Source organism: Nocardioides sp. GY 10113 (assembly GCF_004919105.1).
Taxonomy (GTDB): domain Bacteria; phylum Actinomycetota; class Actinomycetes; order Propionibacteriales; family Nocardioidaceae; genus Nocardioides.
On sequence record NZ_STGK01000014.1, the window covers coordinates 40,142 to 66,603 of the forward strand.

Consider the following 26,462-nt stretch of genomic DNA (forward strand, 5'->3'; position numbering starts at 1 on the left):
CGGAGGTCGCGCGACCCTCAGGAGGCGCTCTCCTCGGGCTCGACGACCCTCCGCAGGCTGTCGACCGCGGCGTCCCGGTGGCGGCGGAGGAGGGCGATGGCCTCCTCGACAGCGCCCGCCCGCAGCGCCGCCACGATCTGCCGGTGCTCCTCGTTGACCCGGTCGCGGTGACCCGGCTCGGCGTAGTAGCGGGCACGGTAGGCATCGGTCGACTGCCAGAGCTGGCGGATGAAGTCCGTCATCCTCGGCATGCCGGAGCGTTCGTAGAGGAGGAAGTGGAACCGGCGGTTGGCCTCGGCCATCGCGACGAGGTCGACCTCCCGCGCGGCCGTCTCCATCGTGGCCATCTCCGCCTCGAGCGCCTCGAACAGGCCGTCGTCGAAGTGCGGGCACGCCTGTCGGATCGCATCGTCCTCGAGCAGCTGACGCAGGTGGTAGGTCTCGAGCAGCTCGGCCAGCCCCAACCGACGAACCTGGTAGCCCCGGTGCGGCACGTACCGCACCTGCCCCTCCGCCTCCAGCGTCTTCAGCGCCTCGCGCACGGGGACGACGCTCGCGGCGATCTCCTCGGCGATCCGCTCCTGCCGGATGCGCTCGTCGGGCGCCAGCGTGCCATCGCTGATCCGACGGCGGAGGTGGTCCAGGGCGACCTGCTGGGCGGTGGGTCGCCCGTTTCCCCCGGCAGCGGACGTCATGCGCGGCATCCTAGCGCCGTTGACAGATTTTATAAATTATAAGATTCTCCTGCGGTGGCCGCCTTCCCCCTTCCGTCCGACGGCGACGACCCCGCTCTTCCTCTGCACGGCGTCGTGGTCGCCGACTTCAGCCGCGTGCTCGCGGCGCCGATGGCGACCATGACGTTGGCCGACCTCGGCGCGACGGTGATCAAGGTCGAGCACCCGTCCCGCGGGGACGACACACGCTCCTGGGGACCGCCGTGGACGCCGCACGGCTCGTCGTACTTCGCCGCCGTGAACCGGTCCAAGCGGAGCATCCGGCTCGACCTGACCGACGCGACCGACCTCGCGCTCGCGCACGAGCTGGTCCGCCGGGCCGACGTCCTGATCGAGAACTTCCTCGACACGAAGCTGACCAGGTTCGGCCTGGCTCCGGAGCAGACCCGGACGCTGAACCCGCGCCTCGTGCACTGCTCGGTCACCGGGTTCGGCAGCCGGGGTGGCGCCGCGATCCCGGGCTACGACTTCGTCGTCCAGGCGCTGGGTGGGCTGATGAGCATCACCGGCGACCCGACCGGCGACCCGATGAAGGTCGGGGTCGCGATCGTCGACGTGCTGACCGGCAAGGACGCGACGATCGGCATCCTGGCGGCCCTCCGCGCCCGGGACAGGTCCGGCGACTTCCAGCGCGTCGAGGTCAACCTCCTCTCCAGCCTCCTCAGCGGACTCGTCAACCAGTCGAGCAGCTACCTCGCGACCGGCACCGCGCCCGGACGGATGGGCAACCAGCACCCCTCGATCGCGCCGTACGAGACGCTGCGCTGCCGCGACGGCCAGCTCGCCCTCGCCTGCGGCAACGACGGGCAGTTCCGCGCCCTCGCCGCGGTACTGGGCGACCCGGCCCTGGGCACCGACCCCAGGTTCGCCACCAACCGCGATCGCGTGACGCACCGGGAGGACCTGGTCCGGGCGCTGGAGGCGCGGCTGTCCGCCGACGACGCCGCGTCGTGGCAGGCCCGCCTCACCTCGGCCGGGGTTCCGGCGGGCCGGGTGCACGGCATCGACCAGGCGTTCGCGCTCGCCGAGGAGCTGGGGCTCGACGTGCGTCACCCGATGCCGTGCGGGCATGCCGACCAGGTCGCCCACCCCGTCACCTACTCGGGCTTCGCCCCGCGCTCGCCCACTCCCCCGCCCAGCCTCGGCCAGCACGACCACGAGCTTCGTGACTGGCTGTCCACCACGACCGCACGACCCGAAGAGGAATCATGACCAGCACCACCACCGCGCCGACCTTCAACCCCGCCGACCCGGCCGGGATCGACGCCCTCCTGACCCAGGACGAGCGCGACGTCCGCGAGGCCGTACGGCGCTTCTGCGACGAGCGGGTCGCGCCGTACGTCGGCACCTGGTTCGAGGACGGCACGATCCCCGGCATCCGCGACCTCGCGGTCGAGCTGGGCTCCCTGGGCGTGCTCGGCATGCACCTGGACGGGTACGGCTGCCCCGGCATGAGCGCCACCGAGTACGGGCTGGCCTGCCTCGAGCTCGAGGCCACCGACTCCGGGCTGCGCTCGCTCGTCTCGGTCCAGGGGTCGCTGGCGATGTTCGCGATCCACCACTGGGGTTCGGAGGAGCAGAAGCAGCGCTGGCTCCCCGAGATGGCGGCCGGCCGCGCGATCGGCTGCTTCGGCCTCACCGAGCCCGACGCCGGCTCCGACCCCGCCTCGATGCGCAGCCGCGCCCGTCGAGACGGCAGCGACTGGATCCTCGACGCGCGGAAGATGTGGATCACCAACGGATCGGTCGCCGACGTCGCGGTCGTGTGGGCCCAGACCGACGACGGCATCCGCGGCTTCGTCGTGCCCACCGACACCCCCGGCTTCGACGCGCCACTGATCAAGCACAAGATGTCGCTGCGGGCCTCGGTCACCAGCGAGCTCGTCCTGGACGGGGTGCGCCTGCCCGCCGACGCCGTCCTTCCCGGCGCACATGGCCTCAAGGGGCCGCTGACCTGCCTGGGCGAAGCCCGCTACGGCATCGTCTGGGGCTCCATCGGCGCCGCCCGATCGGCGTTGCTGGCCGCCGTGGAGTACGCCGGCCAGCGCACCCAGTTCGGCAGGCCGATCGCCGGCTTCCAGCTGACCCAGCAGAAGATCGCCGACATGACCCTCGAGGTCGTCAAGGGAACGCTGCTGGCCCTGCACCTGGGCCGGATGAAGGACGACACGGGGCTGCTGCCCGCGCACGTCAGCCTGGGCAAGCTGAACAACGTCCGGGAAGCCATCGACGTGTGCCGCACCGCGCGCACCATCCTCGGCGCCAACGGCATCTCGCTCGAGTACCCCGTGATCCGGCACATGGCCAACCTCGAGTCGGTGCTGACCTACGAGGGCACCTCGGAGATGCACGCGCTCACGATCGGCCAGGCGATGACCGGACTCTCGGCGTTCCGCTGAGGGCGTCGGGCAGAATCCGGACGTGCGACTGCTGCGGTTGACCGGGTCGATGGCCGACTTCCACGCCCGACCGATCCCAGCGGACCTGGCCGAGCCGGAGGCCTGGCTCTTCGAGCCCGACCATCGCGGACTGGTCCTGGGCAGCGCGCAGCAGGAGGCCACGGCGGACGCCGCGGCGACCGCCGCCGCCGGCGTCGAGGTCGTGCGCCGGCGCAGCGGCGGCGGCGCCGTGTACGTCGACCCCGACCGCTGCGTGTGGCTCGACGTGGTGCTCCCGAAGCACGACCCGCGCTGGAGCGACGACGTCCGCGAGGCGACGTACTGGCTCGGAGAGGCGTGGCAGCGCGCGCTGCGCCGGGTCGGCCTGGAGACCGACCTCTACCGCGGCGGGCTGGAGCAGACCCCGTGGGGACGCCTGGTCTGCTTCGCCGCGCTCGGCCCGGGCGAGGTGGTGATCGGCGCCCGCAAGGTGGTCGGCATCTCCCAGCGACGCACCCGCGAGGGCGCCCGCTTCCAGTGCATCGCGTACGACGACTGGGACCCGCGCGACGTGCTCGACCTGGTGCACCTGAGCGACGCCGAGCGCGACGCGGCGGCGGCCGACCTCACCGGCCGCGCGGCCGGCGTCGGCGCGCGGCTGGCCGAGGTGCGCGAGGCGATCGCGGCGGAGCTGCTGGACCGCTGACCCAGGAGGACCCATGCGCTGACAACATGGGGCCATGGAGATCGAGACGATCCGCGCATTCCTGGAGGTGGCGGGCGGCACCACGGTGACCGAGGCCGCCGAGCTCTCGCACCGGACGCAGCCCTCGCTCTCCCGCGCCCTCGCCCGGCTCGAGCGCGAGCTGGGCGCCGCGCTGTTCCAGCGGGTCGGGCGCGGCCTCGTGCTCACCCCGGCGGGTCGGGAGCTGGTCCGGCACGCCCGCGACACGGTCGAGGCCTACGACCGCGGCGTGCGATCGGTCGAGGACATCACCTCCCCCGACGCGGGCTTCGTCCCGGTCGCGTTCCTGCACACCCTGGGCACCTGGCTGGTCCCGGAGCTGATCCGCGGCTTCCGCGCCACCCGGCCGCACGTCCGTTTCGACCTGCGCCAGCACGGCGACGCCGGCCTCGTCGACGACCTGCTCGGCGGGGTGGTGGACCTCGCGATCACCGGCGACCGGCCCGCCCTGCCCGCGATCGACGGCCAGCGGCTCTTCCTGGAGCCGCTGCGCCTGGTGGTCCCGCCGGACCACCGCCTCGCGGGCCGACGCACCGCCCGGCTGGCCGACGTGGCCGAGGAGCAGTTCATCGCACTGCGCCCGGGCTTCAGTCTCCGCGCCGTCACCGAGGAGCTCTGCGCCCAGGCCGGGTTCGCGCCCCGGATCAGCTTCGAGGGCGAGGAGGTGGAGACGCTGCGCGGCCTGGTCTCGGCCGGCCTGGGCGTCGCGCTGCTGCCCGAGCCCCGGGGCGGAGGCGCCGCGGCACCGCACCTGGAGGTGACCGACGTCCGCGCGGCGCGCGAGATCGGGCTGGCATGGGTCCGGGATCGGATCCTTCCCCCGGCGTCGGAGGCCTTCCGGACGCACGCGCTCCACGCCAGCGAGACGATCCATGCGCCGTATGCATGATTGCGCTTTTACGTAGGCATTGGACGCATGGCATTCGATGGCCGCAGGATGGGTGACGCCCATCACCGACCGCAAGGACACGGATGACCGACATCGATCCTGCCGAGACGCAGGAATGGCGCGACGCCCTCGCTGCCGTCCTCGAGTTCGAGGGCGAGGCCCGCACCCGCTACCTGCTCGAGCAGGTCCTCGACGAGGCGCAGCGCCTCGGCTCACGGGTCCCGTTCGTGGCGACGACGCCGTACGTCAACACGGTTCCGGTCGACGAGGAGCCCGCCCACCCCGGCGACGCCGAGATCGAGCGCCGCATCCGCGCCGCCATCCGGTGGAACGCGCTGGCGATGGTGCTGCGCGCCAACAAGGAGTCGACCGAGCTCGGCGGCCACATCGCCAGCTTCCAGTCCGCGGCCACGCTGTACGACGTCGGCTTCAACCACTTCTGGCACGGAGCGGGCGAGGGCCCCTCCGGCCGGCACGGCGGCGACCTGCTCTACCTGCAGGGACACATCTCCCCCGGCATCTACGCCCGCGCCTTCCTCGAGGGTCGGCTCACGGAGGCCCAGCTCGACAGCTTCCGCCAGGAGACCGGCGGCACCGGCCTGTCGTCGTACCCGCACCCGTGGCTGATGCCCGACTTCTGGCAGTTCCCGACCGTCTCGATGGGCCTCGGCCCGCTGATGGCGATCTACCAGGCCCGGTTCCTCAAGTACCTGCACGCCCGCGGCCTCGCCGACACCGCCGGCCGCAAGGTCTGGGCGTTCCTCGGCGACGGCGAGACCGACGAGCCCGAGTCGCTCGGCGCGATCGCGATGGCGGCCCGCGAGCGCCTCGACAACCTGGTCTTCGTCGTCAACTGCAACCTGCAGCGACTCGACGGCCCGGTCCGCGGCAACGGCAAGATCATCCAGGAGCTCGAGGGCGTCTTCCGCGGCGCCGGCTGGAACGTCGTCAAGGTGGTCTGGGGCTCCGGCTGGGACGACCTGCTGGCCCGCGACACCACCGGTGCGCTCAAGCGCCGGATGATGGAGGCCGTCGACGGCGAGTACCAGACCTACAAGTCGAAGAACGGCGCCTACGTCCGCGAGCACTTCTTCGGCGTCGACCCCGAGCTGGCGGCGATGGTGGCCGACTGGAGCGACGACGAGATCTGGCGGCTCACCCGCGGCGGCCACGACCCGCAGAAGGTGTACGCCGCCTACGCCGCGGCGGCCAGCCACACCGGCGCACCGAGCGTCGTGCTGGCCAAGACGATCAAGGGCTACGGCCTCGGCGCCGCCGGCGAGGCGCAGAACATCAGCCACCAGGCCAAGAAGGTCGCCGAGCCCGCGCTGCGCGCCTTCCGCGACAAGTTCGCGGTCCCGGTCGGCGACGACCGGCTGATGGACTACCCCTACGTCTCCTTCGCCGAGGGCACCCCCGAGCACGCCTACCTGCACGCGCGGCGCCGGGAGCTGAACGGCTACCTGCCCGCCCGCCGCGAGCGGTCCGCCCCGCTGGTCGTCCCGGGCGCCGACACGTTCGCGGCCCAGCTGGCCGGCTCGAACGGCCGCGAGGTCTCCACGACCATGGCGTTCGTGCAGATCCTCACCAAGCTGCTGCGCGACAAGGAGATCGGCAGGCGGGTCGTGCCGATCGTCCCCGACGAGGCGCGCACCTTCGGCATGGAGGGCCTCTTCCGCCAGGTCGGGATCTACTCCCAGAGCGGTCAGCTCTACACGCCCGAGGACGCCGAGCAGCTGCTCTTCTACAAGGAGGACGCCAGCGGCCAGATCCTCCAGGAGGGCATCAACGAGGCGGGCGCGATGTCGTCGTGGATCGCCGCAGCGACGTCGTACTCGAGCAGCGACACCCCGATGATCCCGTTCTACATCTACTACTCGATGTTCGGGTTCCAGCGGATCGGCGACCTCGCCTGGGCCGCCGGCGACATGCGGGCCCGCGGCTTCCTGCTGGGCGGCACCGCCGGCCGGACCACGCTCAACGGCGAGGGGCTGCAGCACGAGGACGGGCACAGCCACCTGCAGGCGGCGATGATCCCCAACTGCGTCGCCTACGACCCGACGTACTCCTACGAGCTCGCGGTGATCGTCGCCGACGGACTCCGGCGGATGTACGCCGAGCAGGAGGACGTCTTCTACTACCTGACCCTGATGAACGAGAACTACGAGCACCCGGCGATGCCCGAGGGCGCCGAGGAGGGGATCCTCAAGGGGATGTACCTGCTGCGGCCGGGCAAGGGGCGCGGCGCCGCCAAGGTGACGCTGCTCGGCTCGGGCACCATCCTGCGCGAGGTGCTGGCCGCCGCCGACCTGCTGGCGAGCGACTTCAAGGTCAAGGCGGACGTGTGGAGCGCGCCGAGCTTCACCGAGCTGCGCCGCGACGGGCTGGCCACCGAGCGGTGGAACACGCTGCACCCGCTGGAGGAGCCCCGGACGTCGTACGTCGAGCAGTGCCTGGGCGACACGGCCGGGCCGGTGGTCGCGGCGACCGACTACATGAAGTCCTACGCCGACCAGATCCGCGCGTTCGTCCCCGGCAGCTACACCGCGCTGGGCACCGACGGCTTCGGCCGCTCCGACTACCGGCGCAACCTGCGCCGCCACTTCGAGGTCGACCGCCACTTCATCGCGGTCACGGCCCTGCGCCGCCTCGCCGACGCGGGCGTGGTCACCACCGCGACCGTCGCGGAGGCGATCGAGAAGTACGGCATCGACCCCGACCGGCTCGACCCGGCCCAGGCGTGAGGACAGCAACTGTGAGCACCATCGAGATCCGCGTTCCCGACATCGGCGACTTCAGCGACGTGCCCGTCATCGAGCTGATCGTCTCCCCCGGCGACGTCGTCGAGGCCGAGGCACCGCTGGTCACCCTGGAGACCGACAAGGCCACCATGGAGATCCCCTCCCCCGTGGCCGGCACCATCGTGTCCCTGGCGGTCCAGGTGGGCGACACCGTCAGCCAGGGCACCGTGATCGCGGTGGCCGAGACCGCGGACGCCGAGGCCCCCACCGAGGCCCCGACCGAGGCCCCGACCGAGGCCCCCGCCGCGCCCGCACCGGCCCCGTCCGCTCCCGCCGCGCCCGCGCCGACGGACGCGGACGCCGAGAAGGGTCTGCGGGCCACCCCGCTGGTACGCCGCCTGGCGCGCGAGCTCGAGGTGGACCTCGCCGCGGTCTCCGGCAGCGGCCCGAAGGGCCGGGTCACCAAGCAGGACCTGCTCGGCCACTACGAGCGCGCCGCCGCCGGGGCTGCGACCGGCGGCGGCCCGTCCGGTGGCGCCGGCATCCCGCCGGTCCCGGAGGTCGACTTCTCGAAGTTCGGGCCCGTCCGGACCGTTCCGCTGTCGCGGATCAAGCGACTGTCGGGACCGCACCTGCACCGCTCCTGGCTCAACGTCCCGCACGTGACCCACGCCGACGAGGCCGACATCACCGACCTCGACGCCTACCGTCGCGAGCTCGACGAGGCGGCGAAGGCGGAGGGCTACCGGATCACGCTGCTCAGCTTCCTGATCAAGGCGGCGGCCGCCGCGCTGCGGGAGTACCCCGAGCTGAACAGCTCGCTCTCGGGCGACTCGCTCGTGCTCAAGGACTACGTCCACATCGGCGTCGCCGTCGACACCCCGGACGGTCTCGTGGTCCCGGTCGTCCACGACGCCGACCGCAAGGGCATCCGAGAGATCAGCCGCGACCTGGCCGACCTCTCGGCGAAGGCCCGGGACGGCAGGCTGGCCGCGGCGGACATGCAGGGCGCGACGTTCACGATCAGCAGCCTCGGCGGCATCGGCGGCACCCACTTCACGCCGATCGTCAACGCCCCCGAGGTCGCGATCCTCGGCGTGGTGCGGTCGAAGATGGCGCCGGTCTGGGACGGCGAGGCCTTCGTGCCGCGGCTGATGCTGCCGCTGTGCCTCTCCTACGACCACCGGGTCGTCGACGGGGCACTGGCCGCGCGCTTCACCGCCCACCTCGCGCACCTGGCCGAGGACGTGCGACGCATCGTCCTCTGACCGAGCCGGAGCCCGTGCCGGAGCCCTCCGGTGCCGGGCCCCGGTGCCCTCACCGGCGCGGGTATCGTCGAGACGCCCCCCGCTGAACTGGAGAACTCGATGCCCGCCACCCGCCTGCTGCCCTCCGAGGAGGCCGCCGACCTGGTCGGGCTCGTCCGTGACCTCGCCACCAAGGAGCTCGCGCCGCTGGTCGCCGACGCGGAGCGCGACGAGCAGTTCCCCCGCGAGACCTTCCGGCTGCTCGGACGGGCCGGCGTGCTGGGCCTCCCCTACCCCGAGCAGTACGGCGGCGGCGGGCTGCCCTACGAGGTCTACCTGCAGGTCCTGGAGGAGATCGGCGCGGTCTGGGCCAGCGTCGGCGTCGGCGTCTCGGTGCACGCGCTCAGCTGCTTCGGGCTGGCCACCGCGGGCACCGAGGAGCAGCGCAAACGCTGGCTGCCGGAGATGCTCGCCGGCGACCTGCTCGGCGCCTACTGCCTCTCCGAGCCGCACGCCGGCTCCGACCCGGCCGCGATGACCACCCGCGCGCGGCGCGCCGGCGACGAGTACGTGATCACCGGCGCCAAGGCGTGGACCACCCACGGCGGCCGGGCGGACTACTACAAGGTCATGGCCCGCACCGGCGACGGCCGGGGCGACATCTCCTGCTTCCTGGTCCCCGGGGACGCGGACGGACTGACCGCGGACCCGCCGGAGCACAAGATGGGGCTGACCGCGTCGGCGACCGCCACCATGCGGTTCGACGGCGTCCGGGTGCCGGTCGAGCGCCGGCTCGGCGCCGAGGGCGAGGGCCTGCGGATCGCGCTGGCCGGCCTCGACGCCGGCCGCCTCGGGATCGCGGCGGTCGCGACCGGCCTGGCCCAGGGCGCGCTCGACCACGCGGTGGCCTACGCCCGGCACCGGGAGACGTTCGGCTCCCGGATCATCGACCACCAGGGGCTCTCGTTCCTGCTGGCCGACATGGAGGCCGCGATCCAGAGCGCCCGCGCCGCCACCCTGCACGCCGCCCGGCTCAAGGACGCCGGGCTCCCCTACGGCCGCGAGGCCTCGGTCGCCAAGCTGGTCGCCACCGACAACGCGATGAAGGTGACCACCGACGCCGTCCAGGTGCTCGGCGGCGCCGGCTACACCAAGGACTTCCCGGTCGAGCGGTTCATGCGCGAGGCGAAGGTGATGCAGATCTTCGAGGGCACCAACCAGATCCAGCGCCTGGTGATCGGCCGCTCGCTGGACAAGGGCGGCGACGGCGCCCTGCACCACCGCTGACCCGGCCCCGACCTAGTCCGCGGCCTCGTCGTCGGCGGAGGGAACCGGGAAGCGGGAGACGATCAGCGCCACGAACACCACCAGGTAGACCTGGCCGACCAGCGCCTCGGAGACGAGGATGAGCCGGCCCAGGTCGGTGGTCGCGGTGTAGTCGCCGTACCCGAGCGTCGTGATGGTCTCCAGGCTCGCGTAGGTGTAGACCGTGGTCGACACCTCCTCCCCGAACAGGTGGCCGGAGGTGACGGTGTCGAGCGCTTGGAGGATCAGGGAGTAGGCGACAGCGATCTGCACGTACGCCGCGACGGCTCCCAGGACCGTCGCCACGGTGACGTGACGGTGCCGCAGCACCCGGCGCGCGACCGCGACCGGGACCAACGCGGCCGTGACCAGCCAGAGGAGACCGATGCTCTCCGAGGACCGGACGGCGGGGAAGGCCTCGGCGGCCCCGACCAGGAGCGCGTTGCTGGCCAGCGAGACGACCACGACCACGTCGGCGGCGCGCCGCCACCGCTTGCGGACCCCGCCTGCGCGGACCGCGAGCACCAGCGCCAGGCCGCTGACCGACCACGAGAAGAGCGCCCACACGGGCTCGTCGCGGACGTCGATCAGCGCCTGGGCGCAGACGGTCGCCAGGACCACGAGCAGCACCGCACCGAACCGGTCGAGGTAGCGGTTCTCGGGCGGGGTGACGGCGATGGACACGGCTCTCTCCTCGGGCGAGCGGACGAGCTGCCGCGACCCGCGGGCGGCCGGCAGCGGCTCCACCCTAGGGCCGCGCGGCCGTCGGCCCGGGTCAGGAGGAGACCAACGACGCCATCTTCTTCGCGATCAGGCTGATCGCGCGCGCCGGCATCAGCCGACCCAGGGCGTCGACCATCCGGGCGTCCTTGCCGATCGTGATCCGCGGGCTGCCCGACTCCACGGCGCCCACGATCTGCGCGGCGGCGTCCGGGGCGCTGGTCAGGCTGGCCTTGGCCTTCTCCTCGTCCACGTCCATCTCCGGCATCTCCACGCCGGAGTTCTCGGCGATGCCGGTGTCGATGCCTCCCGGGAACACGATGGTCACCTTCAGACCCACCCCCTGGTGCTCGGCGATCAGGCCCTCGGTGAACAGCTTCACGGCGGCCTTGCTGGCGCCGTACGCGCTCTGCCCGGGGAACGGCACCAGGCCGCCCATGCTGGCGACGTTGACCAGCGCCGCCTCGGGGCGGTCCTCCAGCGCGGGCAGGAAGGCCTTCGTGGTGTTCACGGTGCCCCAGAAGTTCACCGCCATCACGCGCTCGATGTCCTCGAAGGAGAGCTCGGCGACGGGCTTGAAGTCGTGGATGACGCCGGCGACGTTGATCAGGCCGTCGACGCGGCCGTGCACCGCGGCGACCTGCTCGGGCAGCGCCAGCACGGCCTCGCGGTCGGTGATGCTGAGCGCGTGCGTGCTCAGCCGCTGGCCGGCGCCGGCCAGGTCGGCCGTCCCCTGCAGGCCCGCCTCGCTGATGTCCACGGCGGCGACGAGCGCCCCCTTGGCCAGCAGGGCGAGCACGACCTCACGGCCGATGCCGTTGCCCCCGCCGGTGACGACGAAGACGCGGTCGTTGATGTTCATGTGCTCCTCTTCTCAGGCCCTGGTCAGGCCGTGCTCGGGCTGCTCGGGAGCAGCTGCTCGCTGCGCGTGCTGCGCGCCATCGTGCGCGCGGCCCGGAGCCCGAAGACGACGGCGGGGCCGATCGTCGAACCGGGTCCGGGGTAGGTGCGGCCCATCACCGAGGCCGAGTTGTTGCCGGCTGCGTAGAGCCCGTCGATCACGGTGCCGTCCTCGCGCAGCGCGCGGCCCCGGCCGTCGGTCAGCACCCCGCCCTTGGTGCCGAGGTCGCCGATCACCAGCCGTACCGCGGTGAACGGGCGCTTCTCGAGCGGGCCGAGGTTGGGGTTGGGGCGGACGAGCGGGTCGCTGTAGTAGCGGTCGTAGGCGGAGTTGCCGCGACCGAAGTCGCCGTCGACGCCGGCCCGCGCGAAGCCGTTGAACCGCTCCACGGTGGCGCTCAGCCGCCCGGGGTCCACCCCGATCAGGCCGGCCAGCTCCTCGAGCGTGTCGGCCTTGACCATCTTCCCCTCGGCCCGCAGCGCCTTGGCGGCGCGCGGGTCCAACGCGTACGAGCGCAGGTAGCGCAGCGCGTGGCGACGGTCGGTGATCATCCAGTACGCGCCGTCCTTGTCGTGCTCGAGCATGTGGTGCCCGAGGTCGACGTAGGACTCCGACTCGTTGGCGAACCGGTCGCCTCGCCCGTCGACGATGATGCTGAACGGGAAGGATCGCTCCCCGACGAGGAACCCGGGCGCGGAGACCTCGGTCGGCGCCGTCGAGACGCCCCACCACGCGTCGTCCATCAGCTCCAGCGCGGCGCCGTGCGCGGCGGCGATCTCGATCGGGCGGCCGAGGTTCCCGGGCGCACCCGAGGGTGAGCCGTCGATGCCGTGGTGCTCGCGCCGCAGCGCCCGGTTCGCGTCGAAGCCGCCGCCGGCCAGCATCACCCCGCGACGCGCGCCGACGACCAGCGAGCGGCCCTCGCGCCGCACCCGTACGCCCACCACCCGGCCCTCGCGCACGACCAGGTCCTCCATCGGCGAGGAGAGCCACAGCTCGGCGCCCCGCTGCTGCACCACGACGTCGAGGAACGACGCCATCAGCCCGGCGCCGATGCCGGCGGGCACCTGCCCGCGCGCCAGCGCGCCGAGCGTGCGGCCGACCAGCCTCGCACCGCGCACGAAGCCGCTCGGCGTCGACCAGGCGCGTCCCAGCAGCCACACGTCGTCGGTCGTGGCGGGCAGCGCCGCCGGGGCCTGGCAGGTGCTCCACCACCCACCGATCCGACGGATGTTGAACGGCTTGTGCTCCACCGCCCGACCGATCTTCCCGCCCGGGAGCTCGGGGTAGTAGTCGGCGTAGTCGGGGGCGCGGACGAGTTCCATGCCGTAGCGCTCGGCGGTGTCGACGAAGTCGGCCACCCCGTCGACGAAGGCCTCCTTGCGCTCGCGGCTGGTGGCGCGTCCGGCGTCGCCGACGCATCGCTCCAGGTAGGCCAGCGCCTCCTGGCGCGAGTCCAGCACGCCGTCACGGCGCATCAGCGGGTTGGCCGGCAGCCACATGCCGCCGCCGGACATGGCGCTGTTGCCGCCCCAGTGGTCGGTGCTCTCCAGGATCAGCACCGACAGGCCCTCGTCGACCGCGCCCAGCGCGGTGGCGAACCCGGCCGCACCGGAGCCCACCACGACGACGTCGTACTGCGCGTCGCAGGTCGTGTCGTGCTCCATGACGCCTCCCACCCAGATCGCCGGGCAATCCGGACAATCGTGTCCGGTTACACTGCGAGTGTGCCCCACTCCGAGGCGACGATCAATCGTGGTCCGGCAGCCGCTGCCGAGAACCGGCGCGCGATCCTGGCCGCAGCCCGCACCGTCTTCGCCGAGCGCGGCTACCACGCGCCGCTCTCCGCGGTGGCCAAGGCCGCCGGGGTCGGGCAGGGCGTGCTGTACCGCCACTTCCCGACCCGCCTGCAGCTCGCGTTCGCCGTGTTCGACGAGCACTGGGCCGCCTACGAGGCACTCGCCGAGGACCCCGAGCCGAGTGCGTTCGGTCGGCTCTGGCGGCTGGTGGTCGACCGGACCATCGAGAACGTCGCCTTCGTGGAGATGGTCCTCGACGCGCGGCGCACCGAGACCGAGTACGACGGCGCCGAGCGGATGCGGGCACTGATCGGTCCCCCGCTCGAGCGCGCCGTCGCCGCCGGCCTGGTCGACCCGGCGCTGACGGTCGACGACGTGATGCTCGCCCAGCAGATGGTCTACGGCGTCGTGGTCTGCTCGCCCGACCCGGCGGGGCTGCGCGAGAGGGTCGCGCGGGCACTCTCCACCGGCGGGCTGCTGCCGCCGCTCACCTGACTCCGCCGCTCACCTGACTCCGCGATCCGGCGCGTTCTCCCGGTAGACGTGCCAGTCGCCGATCACGTGGACCAGCGTGTAGCGCCGCGCCAGGGCCGGCTCGGCGCGCCGGGCGTCGATCCCCCAGGTGCCGAGGCTGGCGCCGGCGACCACCACCCAGGTGGGCCGCTCACGGCTCCGCAGCACGCGCGCGAAGTGGCGCAGGTCGGGGTCGCGGACCCGCGCCGGAAGGCTCCACAGGTTCGGGTACGGACTGGCGAGGCCCGCCTCGCGGAGGATCACCGGCGCGCCGAACGCCACCACCCCGGTGTCGCCCGGCCCCGAGTGGGTCGCCAGGTAGCGGGCGACCTGGGTCTCGCTGGTCGCGCTGCTCGCCGACGGCACCACGATGGTCAGGGTGACCGCAGTGACCAGGGCCGAATAGGCCAGCACCGCGGCGACCCACCGCGTCCGGCGCGGACGGTGCTGGAGCGCCAGGGCGGTGGCCAGGACGACCCCCGGCACCGTTCCCAGCAGGTAGTGGTGCCAGTAGCTGCCGCCCGCCACGACGGCCGCCAGCTCCCACCCGACGACGGCCGCCGTCACGCCGCTGGCCACGGGGTCGGCCCGGGCGGCCTCGAACCAGCGGCGCGGCCGCGCGAGCCGCAGCGAAGGGAACGCGGCGACCAGGAGCAGCAGGACCGCGCCGCTGGCCAGGAAGGAGGCGGTGATCGCGAGCGCCCGATGCGAGGTCGCCGCGGACGCCGACTGCGAGATCACGGCCGAGGCGTCGAAGCGGAAGGTGACCACGGCGCCGTACAGGCCGCGCACCGACGTGCCCTCGGCCCGTGCCCAGGTCAGGAGCAGGGCGAGAAGGCCCGCGGCGCCGGCACCGAAACCGGCCACCGCGACGGCCGCCGCGCGCCACCGGCGCCGGGCCAGGTGGATCAGGACCACCACGCCGGCGGCCGCCGCCACGTCGAGCATGCTCTGCTTCGTGGACGCGGCCGCGGCGCCGGCGGCGCCGGCGACCGTCCACCAGGCGAGGGCCGTCGCGGTCCGGCCCGATCGCGCCGCGCGGAGCACGGCCGCCAGCCCGCCCAGCACGAACGGCGAGGCCAGCAGCTCGCCGTTCACCTCGAACGCACCGAAGAGCGGGCTGAGCAGGAAGACCGAGGCGGTCGCGGCGGCGACCACCGGCGCCCAGCGGCGGTCCGGCGCGACCAGCCGTCCCAGCACCGCGGCGAGCCCCACGGAGGCGACCGCGCAGGTCAGGCCGAGCAGGCGCAGCGCGACGGCCCCGCCGCCCAGCGCGTCAGCGATCTGGAAGATCCCGATGATCAGCGGTGGGCGGTCGACCCAGTAGTCGCCGTAGAGGGAACGACCGGGGTCCCACTGACCGGCGACCATCAGGAAGCCGCCCTCGTCCGAGCCGAGCCGAGCGTCGAGCATCGGCACCCTCAGCAGCGCTGTCGCCAGCATCACCAGGGCGACCACGACACCGGCGGGTGCTCCGCGCACCCTCCGCCACACCCGCGCGGACAACGACCGGGCCGCCTCCACCATGTCGCCTCCTCGTCCGACGACACGGGCTCCCGCGCACGTCACGCGACCCTCTCGACGGTAGCGCGTCCCTCCCCGACCGGGCTCCCTCAGCGCTCCCTCAGCGAGCCCGTCGCACCGGGGCACCCGACAGCGGATCCCAGCCGGCCCCCAGACGCCGTCCGGTCAGCTCCTGCCACCGCACGCGCAGGAACAGCGGCCGAGCGCCACTGGCCCAGGGCCTCGGCGCGAGCGCGCCCCGGACCTGCTCCTCCTCCGGTCCGGTCGGGACCACCTCGGCCCGCCCGCGGGCGAGCACGCTCCAACCGCGCTGGTAGTCGTAGTCGAACTGGTCGATCTCGAACGCGACCGTGGCGCCGGGCGCGTGCGTCCCGAGCAGGCCGTAGGGCGAGGTTCGGACCACGACCGCCTTGTCGACCACGGCGTAGTTCACCGGGAACACGTACGGCCCGTCCGGCGTGGTGATCGCGAACCGTCCGGCCACCCCGGACGCGAGCAGGCGCTCGCACTCCGCCTCTCCCAGCTCATACGCATCGACCACCACCGCGGGGCCTCCCTCGCCTCCCCACCACTGTGCCCCACCGGCACGTCCCGCCCCAGGGCCGTTGGTCCCCCGCGCCCGGTGCGATCCGCACTTCCGTCGACGCGGTCCGCGAGCGATCGTGAGGGGAGAGCGTGGGGGGACGCGTCGACCTGGGGGACGAGCCGAGAGGACGAGACCATGCACACCAACGAGATTCCCGTCGGCACCGTCGCCGTGGGCGTCGACGGCTCGGAGTCCTCCGAGCTGGCCGTCGCGTGGGCCGCCGAGCAGGCGGCCGCCGAGGCACGCTCGCTCACCCTCGTGCACGTGATCAACCCGGTCGGCGCGGTGTGGTTGGACGAGGACGGACACGACACCCGCGGCGACCGGGGCACCCTGGAGGGTGCGATGACCGGCGCGGAGAAGCTGATCGCCGCCGCCCGGGACGCCGCGCTCGACCTGGCACCGAACCTGGAGGTGCACAGCCTGATCCGCGTCGACGACGCCCGGAGCGTGCTGATCGAGGCCTCCGAGCGGGCGGCCTGCATCGTGCTCGGCTCGCGCGGTCGGGGCCCGGTGCGCAGCCTGCTGCTCGGCTCGGTCGGCGTCGCGGTGACACGGCACGCGGCCTGCCCGGTGGTCATCCTGCGCCCGTCCGAGCCGCACCAGCCGCGCCACGGCGTACTGGTCGGGGTCGACGCCACCGAGCAGTCGCGGGCACCGCTGGAGTTCGCGTTCCGCCAGGCCGCCCAGCGGGGCGAGCCGCTGACGGTCCTGCACGCCTTCGGCGACGTGCTGGCCACCCTGGTCGAGCCGCACCTGGTCTCGGGCACGGGGACCGAGATCGAGGAACAGCGCGCCGTGCTCGCCGAGATCGTCGCCGGCATGGGCGAGAAGTACCCCGACGTGCAGGTCACCTACGAGCTGGCGCGCGGACTCGCCGCCGACTCCATCATCGCCCGCGCCGAAGGGATGGACCTGGTGGTCGTCGGGTCGCACCACGGCGGCGCCGCGTCGGAGTTCCTGCTCGGCTCGGTGGCCGCGTCCGTCGTCGAGCACGCGCACCGCACGGTCGCGATCGTGCCGAGCGGCGCCGACTGAGCCGGACGCCGGCGCCTCGCTCGGGGCGGGCCGGTCAGTGCTCCTCGGTGCCCAGCAACTTGGCGGCCAGGACCGCGGCCTGCGTTCGCCGCTCCAGTCCGAGCTTGGCCAGGATGCTGGAGACGTAGTTCTTCACGGTCTTCTCCGCCAGCGACATCCGCTCACCGATCTGGCGGTTGGTGAGGCCCTCGGCGATGAAGCCGAGGAGCCGCATCTCCTGGTCCGTCAGCGACGCCAGCTCGGGCGCCGTCGCCGGGCCGTTGCGCACGCGCTCGAGCACCGCCGTGGTCAGCTCGGGGTCGATCAGGGACTTGCCGGCCGCGACGTGGCGCACCGCGTTCACCAGGTCCCCGCCCTTGACCTCCTTGAGCACGTAACCCGCGGCGCCGGCCATGATCGCACCGAACAGCGCCTCGTCGTCCGGGTAGGAGGTGAGGATCAGCGCGTTGATGGTGGGGTCGACGGAGCGGATGGCCCGGCACACCTCGATCCCGTTGCCGTCCGGCAGGCGCGCATCGAGGACCGCGACGTGCGGGTGCAGTGCCGGGATCCGCGCAGCGGCCTCCACGGCGGAGCCCGACTCGCCGACGATCTCGATGTCGCCGGCGGACGAGAGCAGGGCGCGGATGCCCTGGCGGACCACCTCGTGGTCGTCGAGCAGGTACACGCGGATCGGCGCTTCCGTCATGCCCCGTTTCTACACCGTTCGGGCCGGCTCCGTCCGGTAGCCGGCGCAGGAGGCGCACCGTCGGGACCAGCGTGACCATCGCCAGCACGACCTGGACCGGGGTCACCGAGGCCGACGCGACGCCGGAACCGGGGTCGGCCCGGTCGCCCCCACCACCGGTCGACCGCCGGCCCCCGGGGCCGGTTCCCGGGCCCCGGCCGGCACAGCCGCCGTGCGGATCGACGTCACCGGGTGGGGACCTCCCACACCACGCGTGTTCCGCGGCCGGAGTCGGGGGTGCCCACCCGGAACGAGCCGCCGCGTTCCTCCGCACGCTGCTGGAGGTTCGCAAGCCCGCTGCTGCGCGGGCTGGTCGAGAGGCCGACCCCGTCGTCGTCGACGGTGATCCGCAGCGTGGGGCCGGAGACGCTGACGCCGACGTCGACCCGCGTGGACCGTGCGTGCCGCGCGGCGTTGGTGAGCGCCTCGCGCACCACCGCCGAGGCGTCATCGGCGAGCGAGTCGTCACTGACCACGTCCACCGGCCCGGCGAAGTAGACGAACGGCTCGTGACCGAGCGAGGGGACGACCGTCCGGACCACCTCCAGCACCGCGGCCCGCAGGCCCCCACCCAGCGGGCTGTGCGGGCGCAGCTGGAAGATCGAGGTCCGGATCTGTCGGATCGCGTCGTCGATGTCGTCGACCACCCGGGCGACGGGCTCGGCCGCCGGCGAGTCACCGAGGGCGATCAGCGCGCCCTGGAGGGTCATCCCGGAGGCGAAGAGCTGCTGGATCACGTGGTCGTGGAGGTCGCGGGCGATCCTCGCCCGCTCCTCCAGCAGCGTCATCCGCTGCGCGTCGCGGCGACCGTCGGCCAGCTCGAGCGCGACCGAGGCCTGGTTGGCGAAGGTGGTCGCCATGTCGACGTCGGCCTCGCCGAACGTACGTCGACCGTGGCGCCGGCCGATCATCAGCACGCCGCGGATCCCGCGCGCGCCGGCCAGCGGCAGCGCCATCACCGGACCGACCGAGGAGCCGTCCCGCAGGTCGACGACGCCGCGTTCGATGCGGCTCAGCTCGGCCGAGTCCTCGAGCACCGCCGCGCGCCCGGTGCTCAGCACCCGCTCGGTGAGCGTGCCCTCGATCGGGTAGGCGGCATCGCGGACGTCGCCGGCACCGGGGCCGACCGCGACGGCGACCACGAGGTCCCTCCCCTCCTCCGCGGGGAGCACCACCGTGACGATGTCGGCGGCGGCGAGCTCGACGACGCGCTCACTGATCAGCCGCAGCGCGTCGCCGTCCTCGACGAGCAGGAGCTGGCGGGTGATCTCGGTCGTCGCGCGCAGCCACACCTGCCGGCGCTCCGCCTCGCCGTACAGCCGGGCGTTCTCGATCGCGACGCCAGCGGTGGCGGCCAGCGCCGAGACCATCTCCTCGTCCTCGGCCGTGAAGTTCGCGTCGGCCTCCGAGGCCAGGTAGAGGTTGCCGAACACCTCGTTGCGCACCCGGATCGGGACCCCGAGGAACCCGCGCATCGGCGGGTGCCCGGCGGGGAAGCCCACCGAGCGCGGGTCGTCGTGCAGGTCCCGCAGCCGGATCGGGCAGGGATCCTCGATGAGCGCCCCGAGGAGCCCCTTGCCCTCCGGCAGGCGCCCGATCCGGGCGACCGCGTCCTCGTCCATGCCGACGTGGATGAACTCGTCGAGCCCGCCCTCGGGCGAGATCACGCCCAGAGCGCCGTACTCCGCATCGACCAGCTCACAGGCGGCCTCGACGATCCGCCGCAGCACGCTGCTGAGCGAGAGGTCCCCGATCACCGATCGGTTGGCCCGGAGCAGCCCCCGGAGCCGCTGCTGTGCCGTCAGGACGTCCTCCGCGGGGTGGATCAGCTGATCCAGCAGCTGGTCGAACTCAGGGTTCGGCACCGCCCTGTCGCCCTCGGCGCGCTCATCGGCCACGGCGCGACCCTACCGCCGTCGGTGAGGCGACGGCGGCGACCGCGGCGTGGGACCTGCCGTCGCCTCACACGCCGGCCTGCTGCGCGACGTCCTCGGCGAGGCGTCCCCACCGCAGCACCGGCCTCGGGTCGGCGAGCAGGATCGGGCACGCGGTCTCGTTGAGGACCGCGCGCGCCACCGGACCCAGGTGCGAGCCGAACGGGACGACGGGGTCGTGGCGACCGACGACGAGGAGCTCGGCCTCCCTGCTGGCCGCGATCAGTGCGTCGGGGGCGGGCGCGTGCACGGTCTCGACCCGGACCTCGACCCCGGACGCTTCCGCGCCGAGGCTCTCGATCACCGCCTTGATCTCGGCGTTGGCGCGCTCCCCCCACCGGTCGTCCTCGGTGCGGGTGACCACCAGGTCCTCGTACGGCGCCGGCAGCGACCAGGTGTGGATCACCCGGAGGATCGCGCCCCGCGAGCGCGCCTGCTGGGCCGCCACCCGCAGGATCTGCTCGGACCGGTCGGGGATGTCGATCCCCACCACGACGGTCCGCTCCGCGGGCTGCTCGGCGTCGGGGTCCCACCGTGCGGGCACCGACACGACGGGCACCCGGGCCCGGGCGGCGACGCCGGATGCCGTCGAACGGGTCATCACCCGGCGCAGCGTGGAGAGGTCACGGTGCTCCAGCACGATCATCCGAGCCTCGGCCGCGCCGGAGACCACCGCCGAGACGACCGGGCCGTGCAGGATCTCCGCCGAGAGCCGGAGCTCCTCACCGAGGTAGTCGCGCGCCCGCTCCCGGGCAGCCTCGAGGGCCTGCCGACCGACGAACTCGCGGTCCGACATCGTCACCAGGATCGACTCCGGGCCGTCGTGCTGGCGCCGGAGCGCATGCACCAGGTGGAGGCCGCATCCGTTGCGCCGGGCCTCGGCAGCCGCGAACCTCAGCGCGGCGTCGATCGGATCGTGCCCCACGGCCACGACCACGGGGTTCATCTCGCTCGCGCTCATCGCTCGCTCCTCGCTTCCTGCGGCTTGGCGGTGCGCCCTCGGCGGACGCCACCGTGAGGCGCCCGGACGATGCACCTCCACGATGCACCCGGGCGCCCCGATCCCCTAGGGACCAACGGCCACCGCCGGCCAGTCCGACGACCCCTGGCCAACGGCGGCCAGGAGGGATTGGATGGTGATCGGTGGTGCTCCGTTCCCGGGAGGAAGGGGAGGCCATGCGCGGCGTGGTCGTCTACGAATCGATGTTCGGCAACACCGAACAGGTAGCGCGCGCCATCGCGGCCGGCCTCGCGGACGCGAACGCCGAGGCCGCCAGCGTCGACGTGGGCCACCTGGTCGCCGACGACCTCGTGGGCTGCGACCTGCTGGTGGTCGGCGCGCCGACCCACGTGTTCTCCCTCAGCCGCGTCCGCACCCGCGAGGACGCCGTACGCCAGGGTGCCGACCCGAACCGCGCGCGGACCGGGGTCCGGGAGTGGCTGGGCACCCTCGACACCGCGTTCCCCCATGCGCACGACCGGCCGCCAGCGGCCGTCTTCGACACCCGCGCGCACCAGACCCGCCACCTCCCCGGATCGGCATCGGGCCGCACCGGCCGGGTGCTGCGGGCGCGCGGATTCTCCATCGTGGACCGGGCGAGCTTCTTCGTGCTGGACCTCAAGGGGCCGCTCGCCGAGGGCGAGCTGGACCGAGCGCGAGCGTGGGGACGCAGCCTCAGCGACAGTGCCGGCGCGGACGGGGCGCCACCGCAGGACCAGCGCCTCCGGTGACCGCCGGTGGCCGCCGGTGGCCGCCGGTGGCCGCCGGCGCCGGACGGCGACGCACCGGCGGGCGCCCCGGACCCGGGCCACCGACCCGCGAGGACTACCGTTGCCGCGATCCCCACGAAGGAGTGAGATGAGCATGGACAGCGGCACCGGACACCCCACCTCCGGCGGTCTCGACAAGGTCGGCGTGGTCGGCGGAGGGCTGATGGGCTCCGGCATCGCCGAGGTCTGCGCGCGATCCGGACGCGACGTGATCGTCGCCGAGGCGACCGAGGCGGCGGCCGACGCAGCGCGGGAGCGGATCCACAAGTCCCTGAAGCGGGCCGCGGACCGCGGCAAGCTGGCCGACCCCGACGCGGTGCTCGGCCGGATCCGGTTCGTCGCCGACCTCGAGGAGCTCGCCGACCGCGACCTGGTCGTCGAGGCGATCGTCGAGAACGAGCAGGCCAAGACCGAGCTGTTCGCGCGGCTGGACGAGATCGTCGCCTCCCCGGACGCGATCCTCGCCTCGAACACCTCCTCGATCCCGATCATGAAGCTCGCGGTCGCCACCTCCCGCCCGCAGCAGGTGATGGGCATCCACTTCTTCAACCCGGTGCCCGTGCTCTCGCTGGTCGAGCTCGTGCCGTCGCTGATGACCTCGGCAGAGACCACCGAGGCCGCCCGGTCGTTCGTGGAGACCGGCCTGGGCAAGAAGGCGATCGACTGCCAGGACCGCGCCGGCTTCGTGGTCAACGCCCTGCTGATCCCGTTCATCCTCTCCGCGATCCGGATGTTCGAGTCCGGCTTCGCGAGCGCCGAGGACATCGACGAGGGCCTGGTCCGCGGTGCCGCCCACCCCCAGGGCCCGCTGGCCCTGGCCGACCTGATCGGCCTGGACACCACCAAGGCCGTGGCCGAGTCGCTCTACGAGGAGTTCAAGGAGCCGCTCTACGCTCCCCCGCCGCTGCTGGCCCGGATGGTCGACGCCGGCCTGCTGGGCCGCAAGACCGGCCGCGGGTTCTACACCTACGGCTGAGGCGCGCGTCGCTCGTCGTCACCTCCCGATCGGCCCCGTTCCTCGGGCTCTCGGGGCCGTTCGGGAGGGGAGGGCGAGACTCAGCGCCGCAGCTCGCCGAGGGCAGCCGTCTCGCCGGCGAAATAGCTGCGCACGACGGCCCTGCCGCGCCGCGCGCCCCAGGCCTCCAACCAGCGCCCACCGGCCGCCGTACGGCCCAGCACGCGGTAGCGCGCGGTGTTCAGCGCGGCGACGTAGACATGCGCCCACGGCGGCCGCAGCGGCAGCCCGAGCTCGTGCATGCTCTGCCGACCGAGGAAGACCGTCAGCATGCTCAGCAGCCGCTCGGTCTCGAACCGGCGCCGCACCCCCAGCAGCGGCGCCGGCCACCCCGGGAAGGCCCGCTCCGCCTGGGCCCCGACGACCGCGTGGGTCAGCTCACGGCCCGCCTCGGAGATGTCGGCCTGGGCCATCAGCACGTGGTAGTTGATCCGGTGCCGCTCCCACTCGTCGTCGACGAGGAAGTCGTCGTGGACGCCCATCAGGAAGCCGACGTACTTCCACAGGTGCATCAGGTCGGCGGACTCGGCGCGGCTGATCGGCACGCCGAGCGCGCGGCAGCCGATGATCAGCACGCCGTCGAAGAGGCCCAGGGTCGACGCCTGGTCGGCCATGTTGATCGGGAGGCCCCAGCGCTCGGTGTCCCAGCGCGGCTCGAACGAGTGGTTGACCAGCGCGTGCATCGCCCGCACGTGCACCGTCAGCCGCCACCCCTCCCCGCCGGGAGCGCCGCCCGCGGGCGGGGACAGCGCGCCGGGGTCGGCGAGGCTGTTGCCCCACATCTGGGTCTCCGCGAGCCGTCGCCGGGTCATGTCCCCGGTCAGGCCGCCGGTGGCCACCAGCAGGTCGGTCGGACCGCCGAACCGGTAGCCGCCGATGAGGGCCAGCTGGAGCAGCACGTCGGCGGCGTTCTGCCCCAACCGCCGGAAGACGACGCCGCCGCGCTCGACCTTCGCCCAGTCCACCCAGTCGGGGACGGTCTGCACCGCGTGCATGAAGTCCACCAGGGCCGCGGGCGGGCCCGGGACCGCCTCCAGCCCGCCGGCGAGCGCGGCGCGCAGCTGCTCCATGGTCACCCGACCGGACTCTCCTGCTCGCGTCCGGATCGCCTCGGCGAGCCGGGCGCCGACCTCGTCGCGCTCGTTGAAGGCCCGGCCGATGCGGCTCATCAGCTCCTCGTCGACCTCCGCGATCCGGCCGAACACGCGGAGCGGGCGGCCCATCCGCCGGGACCGCTCCTCGGCCTCGCGAAATCGACGGGGGTAGGCGGGGAGCACGTCGCCGGTGGTCATGCCACCAGCATGAAGCGAGCATTTGCTCGCTTTCAACTCGCGTCTCGGCGCGTGCCGCCACGACGCAGCGACCGTCGGTGCCAGACTGCGGCCATGCGGAGGAACCCCAGCCAGGCGCGCTCTCGGCAGACCGTGGAGCGGATCGTCGCGGCCGGCCGCACCGTCCTCGCCGACGAGGGGTACGACGCCTTCTCCACCAACCGGGTCGCCGCCGCGGCGGGGGTCAGCCCCGGCTCGCTGTACCAGTACTTCGCCGACAAGGAGGCGATCCTCGCCGTCGTCATCGACCGCTACTGGGACGAGATCGCCGAGCAGGTGGCCGCGTCCCTGAGCGACCGGATCGGACCCGAGCCGCTCGGCCCGACCACGCTGCGGGCGATGGCGGACGCGCTGCTGCGGGCGCTCGAGGGCGACCCGGCGCTGCTCCGGGTCCTCGTCCAGGAGCTTCCGCAGTCGGCCAACCGGGACCGTCGCGCCGCCCTCGAGCGCCGGGTGCGCGACCTGATCTCGACCTATCTGTCGGCCCGACCGAACGCGACCCGGCGTCCCGACGTCGCACTGGCGGCGTGGGTGATCGTGGTCGCGGTCGAGAACATTGCGCTGCGCTGGACGCTGGACCGCCCCGCGTTCGAGCGGGACAGGGTGCTCGACGAGATCACCACGATGGTGACGGCCTACCTCGTGGCGTGACCCGTCAGGGCCAGTCCCACCCCGAGGCCGATCATCGAGGTGCCCCCAATCGCGCCCAGCCCCGCACCACGTCCCGGCGAGCGCGCGAACCAGTCCCGCGCGCGACCGGCGGCCAGCGCCCAGGCCGAGTCGCAGACCAGGCCGATCGCAACGGCGAACAGCCCGAGCACCGCCATCTGCACGGGCACCGAGGCGGCCTCGGCGGACCGGTCCACGAACGGCGGCAGCAGGGCCGCGAAGAGCAGGAAGCCCTTCGGGTTGCTGACCCCGACCACGAAGCCCTGCCGGACCGCCTGCCGGGAGGTGAGCACCCCGGCCGACCGGTCGGCGGAGATCCGGAGCCGGTGGCGGTGCCGCAGCGCCTGCACGCCGAGCCAGACCAGGTACGCCGCGCCGACCAGCTTGATCACCGTGAAGACCAGGATCGACTCGGCGACGATCGCGCCGAGCCCGGCAGCGACCAGCACCATCACCAGGAACAGACCCGCCGTGTTGCCGACCACCGTGGCGATCGCCACCCGGTGGCCGTAGGCGAGGGCGCGGCCGACGGTGAAGACCACGCTCGGACCGGGGATCACGATGACCACCAGCGCCGCCAGCCCGAACCCCCAGAGCTGGTCGGCGCCGACGATCACTGGTCCGTGGGGCCGGACTCGGCGCGACCGGCCCGGTCGGGGCCGGCGTCCGGTCCCGCGCCCTCGGTCCGGTCGGCATCGAAGACACCCGCCGCCGCGGCGCGCTCGGTCTTCTTCAGGTGGCGGGTCAGGCTCCAGCCGAGCAGACCCACCGCGATCACACCGCCGATGAAGAAGACGAAGCCGAGCGGGCCGGCGACGATGTTCGGCTCCTCCTCGGCGACGAGCAGCGACAGGGCGGCGACACCGGCGTACATGCCCTCAGTCTAGGTCGCCCCCGGGATCCGGCCGGACCCGGTAGGGCTCAGCGTGGATCCGGGCCCGGCGTGGATCGGGGCTCGGCGTGGATCACGCCGGGTCCGGGGTGATCCCGGCGAACAGGTCGTCCTCGGGCACCGGGCTCTCCACGTGGCTGGTGACCAGCTCGTAGTCCTCGGTCGGCCAGACCTTCTCCTGCAGCTCGCGCGGGATGGCGAACCAGAAGCCGTCCGGATCGATCTGCGTGGCGTGCGCCAGCAGCGCCTGGTCGCGTACGCCGAAGTACTCCGCGCACGGCACGCGGGTGGTGATCCGGGCGTCCCACTCCGGCTCCGGCTTCCACTCCTTCAGCCGCTCGGCCCAGGGCGACTCGAGGTCGTGCTCGAGCATCGCGTCGTGCAGCGCCTGCATCCGGGGGCGGTTGAAGGAGTGGTGGTAGTAGAGCTTCGCCGGCTGCCACGGCTCGCCCGCGTCGGGGAACCGCTCCGGGTCGCCGGCCGCCTCGAACGCCGCCACGCTCACCTCGTGGCAGCGGATGTGGTCCGGGTGGGGGTAGCCGCCGCGCTCGTCGTAGGTGGTCATCACGTGCGGCCGGAACGAGCGGACCAGCGCCACCAGGCGCTCGACGGACTCCTCCAGCGGCACCAGCGCGAAGCAGCCCTCGGGCAGCGGCGGCTTGGGGTCGCCCTCGGGCCACCCGGAGTCGACGAAGCCCAGCCAGTCCTGGGTGACGCCGAGGATGTCCCGGGCGCGCTCCATCTCCTGACGGCGGATCTCGGTGATGTTCGCCAGCACGTCGGGCCGGTCCATCTTCGGGTTGAGCACCGAGCCGCGCTCGCCGCCGGTGCAGGTGACGACGTGGACGTCGACCCCCTCGGCGACGTACCTGGCGGTGGAAGCCGCGCCCTTGCTCGACTCGTCGTCGGGGTGGGCGTGGACGTGCATCAGCCGGAGCCCGGCGCGGGCGGTGCGGTCAGCGGACATGCGCCCCATCGTAGGAACCGTCGTCATGCGACCATGA

General features: G+C 73.3%; 25 protein-coding genes. 12 read left to right on the forward strand and 13 right to left on the reverse strand.

All coding sequences use genetic code 11. The annotated features are described in order from the left end of the window. Positions 1-17: 17 nt before the first annotated feature. Positions 18-695: a GntR family transcriptional regulator gene (locus E8D34_RS16135; protein ID WP_136595682.1), complete on the reverse strand. Its 678-nt coding sequence runs from the start codon at positions 693-695 to the stop codon at positions 18-20. Between the two features lie 54 nt (positions 696-749). Here E8D34_RS16135 and E8D34_RS16140 point away from each other — a divergent pair, with 54 nt between their 5' ends. The 7 genes from E8D34_RS16140 (at position 750) to E8D34_RS16170 (ending at position 10,021) form a co-directional block, all read left to right on the forward strand. Next, a complete protein-coding gene (locus E8D34_RS16140) occupies positions 750-1,946 on the forward strand; it encodes a CoA transferase (protein WP_136595683.1) in 1,197 nt (398 codons plus the stop codon). Continuing rightward, positions 1,943-3,133, forward strand: coding sequence for an acyl-CoA dehydrogenase family protein (locus E8D34_RS16145; RefSeq protein WP_136595684.1), 1,191 nt, complete (start codon positions 1,943-1,945; stop codon positions 3,131-3,133). The genes E8D34_RS16140 and E8D34_RS16145 overlap by 4 nt, the downstream gene beginning before the upstream one ends. A gap of 22 nt (positions 3,134-3,155) precedes the next feature. Continuing rightward, the gene (locus tag E8D34_RS16150; RefSeq protein WP_136595685.1) at positions 3,156-3,818 is read left to right on the forward strand and encodes a hypothetical protein; all 663 of its coding nucleotides are present in this window, start codon (positions 3,156-3,158) and stop codon (positions 3,816-3,818) included. A 34-nt stretch (positions 3,819-3,852) separates the two neighbouring features. Next, entirely contained in the window at positions 3,853-4,746 is an 894-nt protein-coding gene (locus E8D34_RS16155) for a LysR family transcriptional regulator (protein ID WP_136595686.1), read from the forward strand. Positions 4,747-4,829: 83 nt separating this feature from the next. Further along, the gene (gene aceE, locus E8D34_RS16160) at positions 4,830-7,490 is read left to right on the forward strand and encodes a pyruvate dehydrogenase (acetyl-transferring), homodimeric type (protein ID WP_136595687.1); all 2,661 of its coding nucleotides are present in this window, start codon (positions 4,830-4,832) and stop codon (positions 7,488-7,490) included. Between the two features lie 11 nt (positions 7,491-7,501). Beyond that, positions 7,502-8,755 carry a dihydrolipoyllysine-residue acetyltransferase gene (aceF, locus tag E8D34_RS16165; RefSeq protein ID WP_136595688.1) on the forward strand — a complete coding sequence of 418 codons (1,254 nt, stop codon included), beginning with the start codon at positions 7,502-7,504 and terminating at the stop codon, positions 8,753-8,755. A 99-nt stretch (positions 8,756-8,854) separates the two neighbouring features. Further along, a complete protein-coding gene (locus E8D34_RS16170; RefSeq protein ID WP_136595689.1) occupies positions 8,855-10,021 on the forward strand; it encodes an acyl-CoA dehydrogenase family protein in 1,167 nt (388 codons plus the stop codon). Positions 10,022-10,033: 12 nt separating this feature from the next. On the opposite strand, the gene E8D34_RS16175 is transcribed toward E8D34_RS16170, so the two are convergent. The 3 genes from E8D34_RS16175 to E8D34_RS16185 all read right to left on the reverse strand — a co-directional run bounded on the left by E8D34_RS16175 (position 10,034) and on the right by E8D34_RS16185 (position 13,327). Next, on the reverse strand, positions 10,034-10,723 hold the full coding sequence (locus tag E8D34_RS16175) for a potassium channel family protein (protein WP_168929478.1): 690 nt from the start codon (positions 10,721-10,723) through the stop codon (positions 10,034-10,036). Positions 10,724-10,814: 91 nt separating this feature from the next. Continuing rightward, the gene (locus tag E8D34_RS16180; RefSeq protein WP_136595691.1) at positions 10,815-11,621 is read right to left on the reverse strand and encodes an SDR family oxidoreductase; all 807 of its coding nucleotides are present in this window, start codon (positions 11,619-11,621) and stop codon (positions 10,815-10,817) included. A gap of 23 nt (positions 11,622-11,644) precedes the next feature. After that, entirely contained in the window at positions 11,645-13,327 is a 1,683-nt protein-coding gene (locus E8D34_RS16185; RefSeq protein WP_136595692.1) for an FAD-binding protein, read from the reverse strand. Between the two features lie 60 nt (positions 13,328-13,387). Between E8D34_RS16185 and E8D34_RS16190 the strand changes: the two genes are divergently transcribed. After that, positions 13,388-13,954: a TetR/AcrR family transcriptional regulator gene (locus tag E8D34_RS16190; protein ID WP_136595693.1), complete on the forward strand. Its 567-nt coding sequence runs from the start codon at positions 13,388-13,390 to the stop codon at positions 13,952-13,954. A gap of 9 nt (positions 13,955-13,963) precedes the next feature. Here the strand turns inward: E8D34_RS16190 and E8D34_RS16195 are convergent, their stop codons facing one another. Beyond that, positions 13,964-15,454, reverse strand: a complete 1,491-nt coding sequence (locus tag E8D34_RS16195) for a hypothetical protein (RefSeq protein WP_136595694.1) — start codon at positions 15,452-15,454, stop codon at positions 13,964-13,966. Between the two features lie 142 nt (positions 15,455-15,596). Continuing rightward, complete coding sequence (locus tag E8D34_RS20845; RefSeq protein WP_168929479.1) at positions 15,597-16,037, reverse strand: pyridoxamine 5'-phosphate oxidase family protein; 441 nt, start codon at positions 16,035-16,037, stop codon at positions 15,597-15,599. A gap of 180 nt (positions 16,038-16,217) precedes the next feature. Between E8D34_RS20845 and E8D34_RS16205 the strand changes: the two genes are divergently transcribed. Continuing rightward, the gene (locus E8D34_RS16205; RefSeq protein ID WP_136595696.1) at positions 16,218-17,120 is read left to right on the forward strand and encodes a universal stress protein; all 903 of its coding nucleotides are present in this window, start codon (positions 16,218-16,220) and stop codon (positions 17,118-17,120) included. Between the two features lie 34 nt (positions 17,121-17,154). Here the strand turns inward: E8D34_RS16205 and E8D34_RS16210 are convergent, their stop codons facing one another. The 3 genes from E8D34_RS16210 to E8D34_RS16220 all read right to left on the reverse strand — a co-directional run bounded on the left by E8D34_RS16210 (position 17,155) and on the right by E8D34_RS16220 (position 20,742). Then, positions 17,155-17,808: a response regulator transcription factor gene (locus E8D34_RS16210; RefSeq protein ID WP_136595697.1), complete on the reverse strand. Its 654-nt coding sequence runs from the start codon at positions 17,806-17,808 to the stop codon at positions 17,155-17,157. Between the two features lie 224 nt (positions 17,809-18,032). Continuing rightward, complete coding sequence (locus E8D34_RS16215) at positions 18,033-19,745, reverse strand: GAF domain-containing sensor histidine kinase (protein ID WP_136595698.1); 1,713 nt, start codon at positions 19,743-19,745, stop codon at positions 18,033-18,035. A 64-nt stretch (positions 19,746-19,809) separates the two neighbouring features. Beyond that, positions 19,810-20,742 (reverse strand): universal stress protein, encoded by a 933-nt coding sequence (locus tag E8D34_RS16220; protein ID WP_136595699.1) that lies wholly within the window; start codon positions 20,740-20,742, stop codon positions 19,810-19,812. A gap of 215 nt (positions 20,743-20,957) precedes the next feature. On the opposite strand from E8D34_RS16220, the gene E8D34_RS16225 reads away from it, so the two are divergent. Both E8D34_RS16225 and E8D34_RS16230 read left to right on the forward strand, forming a co-directional pair. After that, entirely contained in the window at positions 20,958-21,512 is a 555-nt protein-coding gene (locus E8D34_RS16225; protein ID WP_136595700.1) for a flavodoxin domain-containing protein, read from the forward strand. A gap of 127 nt (positions 21,513-21,639) precedes the next feature. Next, a complete protein-coding gene (locus E8D34_RS16230; protein ID WP_276606605.1) occupies positions 21,640-22,527 on the forward strand; it encodes a 3-hydroxybutyryl-CoA dehydrogenase in 888 nt (295 codons plus the stop codon). Positions 22,528-22,607: 80 nt separating this feature from the next. Here the strand turns inward: E8D34_RS16230 and E8D34_RS16235 are convergent, their stop codons facing one another. Further along, positions 22,608-23,858: an oxygenase MpaB family protein gene (locus tag E8D34_RS16235; protein WP_136595701.1), complete on the reverse strand. Its 1,251-nt coding sequence runs from the start codon at positions 23,856-23,858 to the stop codon at positions 22,608-22,610. A gap of 93 nt (positions 23,859-23,951) precedes the next feature. Here E8D34_RS16235 and E8D34_RS16240 point away from each other — a divergent pair, with 93 nt between their 5' ends. Continuing rightward, on the forward strand, positions 23,952-24,548 hold the full coding sequence (locus tag E8D34_RS16240; protein WP_136595702.1) for a TetR/AcrR family transcriptional regulator: 597 nt from the start codon (positions 23,952-23,954) through the stop codon (positions 24,546-24,548). Here the strand turns inward: E8D34_RS16240 and E8D34_RS16245 are convergent. The 3 genes from E8D34_RS16245 to mca all read right to left on the reverse strand — a co-directional run bounded on the left by E8D34_RS16245 (position 24,533) and on the right by mca (position 26,425). Then, the gene (locus E8D34_RS16245) at positions 24,533-25,183 is read right to left on the reverse strand and encodes a LysE family translocator (protein WP_240771407.1); all 651 of its coding nucleotides are present in this window, start codon (positions 25,181-25,183) and stop codon (positions 24,533-24,535) included. The genes E8D34_RS16240 and E8D34_RS16245 overlap by 16 nt on opposite strands. Next, a complete protein-coding gene (locus E8D34_RS16250; protein ID WP_136595703.1) occupies positions 25,180-25,440 on the reverse strand; it encodes a hypothetical protein in 261 nt (86 codons plus the stop codon). Before E8D34_RS16250 ends, E8D34_RS16245 begins: the two co-directional genes overlap by 4 nt. Before the next feature lie 91 nt (positions 25,441-25,531). Beyond that, positions 25,532-26,425, reverse strand: a complete 894-nt coding sequence (gene mca, locus E8D34_RS16255; protein ID WP_136595704.1) for a mycothiol conjugate amidase Mca — start codon at positions 26,423-26,425, stop codon at positions 25,532-25,534. Positions 26,426-26,462: the final 37 nt, after the last annotated feature.

What these genes read in the sequence shown, in the direction of transcription:
- E8D34_RS16240 (WP_136595702.1), top strand. Translation starts at nt 23,952, where the DNA reads ATGCGGAGGAACCCCAGCCAGGCGCGCTCTCGGCAGACCGTGGAGCGG.
- E8D34_RS16210 (WP_136595697.1), bottom strand. Translation starts at nt 17,808, where the DNA reads ATGACGGAAGCGCCGATCCGCGTGTACCTGCTCGACGACCACGAGGTG.
- mca (WP_136595704.1), bottom strand. Translation starts at nt 26,425, where the DNA reads ATGTCCGCTGACCGCACCGCCCGCGCCGGGCTCCGGCTGATGCACGTC.
- E8D34_RS16250 (WP_136595703.1), bottom strand. Translation starts at nt 25,440, where the DNA reads ATGTACGCCGGTGTCGCCGCCCTGTCGCTGCTCGTCGCCGAGGAGGAG.
- E8D34_RS16155 (WP_136595686.1), top strand. Translation starts at nt 3,853, where the DNA reads ATGGAGATCGAGACGATCCGCGCATTCCTGGAGGTGGCGGGCGGCACC.
- E8D34_RS16170 (WP_136595689.1), top strand. Translation starts at nt 8,855, where the DNA reads ATGCCCGCCACCCGCCTGCTGCCCTCCGAGGAGGCCGCCGACCTGGTC.
- E8D34_RS16185 (WP_136595692.1), bottom strand. Translation starts at nt 13,327, where the DNA reads ATGGAGCACGACACGACCTGCGACGCGCAGTACGACGTCGTCGTGGTG.
- E8D34_RS16135 (WP_136595682.1), bottom strand. Translation starts at nt 695, where the DNA reads ATGACGTCCGCTGCCGGGGGAAACGGGCGACCCACCGCCCAGCAGGTC.
- aceE (WP_136595687.1), top strand. Translation starts at nt 4,830, where the DNA reads ATGACCGACATCGATCCTGCCGAGACGCAGGAATGGCGCGACGCCCTC.
- E8D34_RS16180 (WP_136595691.1), bottom strand. Translation starts at nt 11,621, where the DNA reads ATGAACATCAACGACCGCGTCTTCGTCGTCACCGGCGGGGGCAACGGC.
- E8D34_RS16230 (WP_276606605.1), top strand. Translation starts at nt 21,640, where the DNA reads ATGAGCATGGACAGCGGCACCGGACACCCCACCTCCGGCGGTCTCGAC.
- E8D34_RS16225 (WP_136595700.1), top strand. Translation starts at nt 20,958, where the DNA reads ATGCGCGGCGTGGTCGTCTACGAATCGATGTTCGGCAACACCGAACAG.
- E8D34_RS16205 (WP_136595696.1), top strand. Translation starts at nt 16,218, where the DNA reads ATGCACACCAACGAGATTCCCGTCGGCACCGTCGCCGTGGGCGTCGAC.
- E8D34_RS16145 (WP_136595684.1), top strand. Translation starts at nt 1,943, where the DNA reads ATGACCAGCACCACCACCGCGCCGACCTTCAACCCCGCCGACCCGGCC.
- E8D34_RS16235 (WP_136595701.1), bottom strand. Translation starts at nt 23,858, where the DNA reads ATGACCACCGGCGACGTGCTCCCCGCCTACCCCCGTCGATTTCGCGAG.
- E8D34_RS16220 (WP_136595699.1), bottom strand. Translation starts at nt 20,742, where the DNA reads ATGAGCGCGAGCGAGATGAACCCCGTGGTCGTGGCCGTGGGGCACGAT.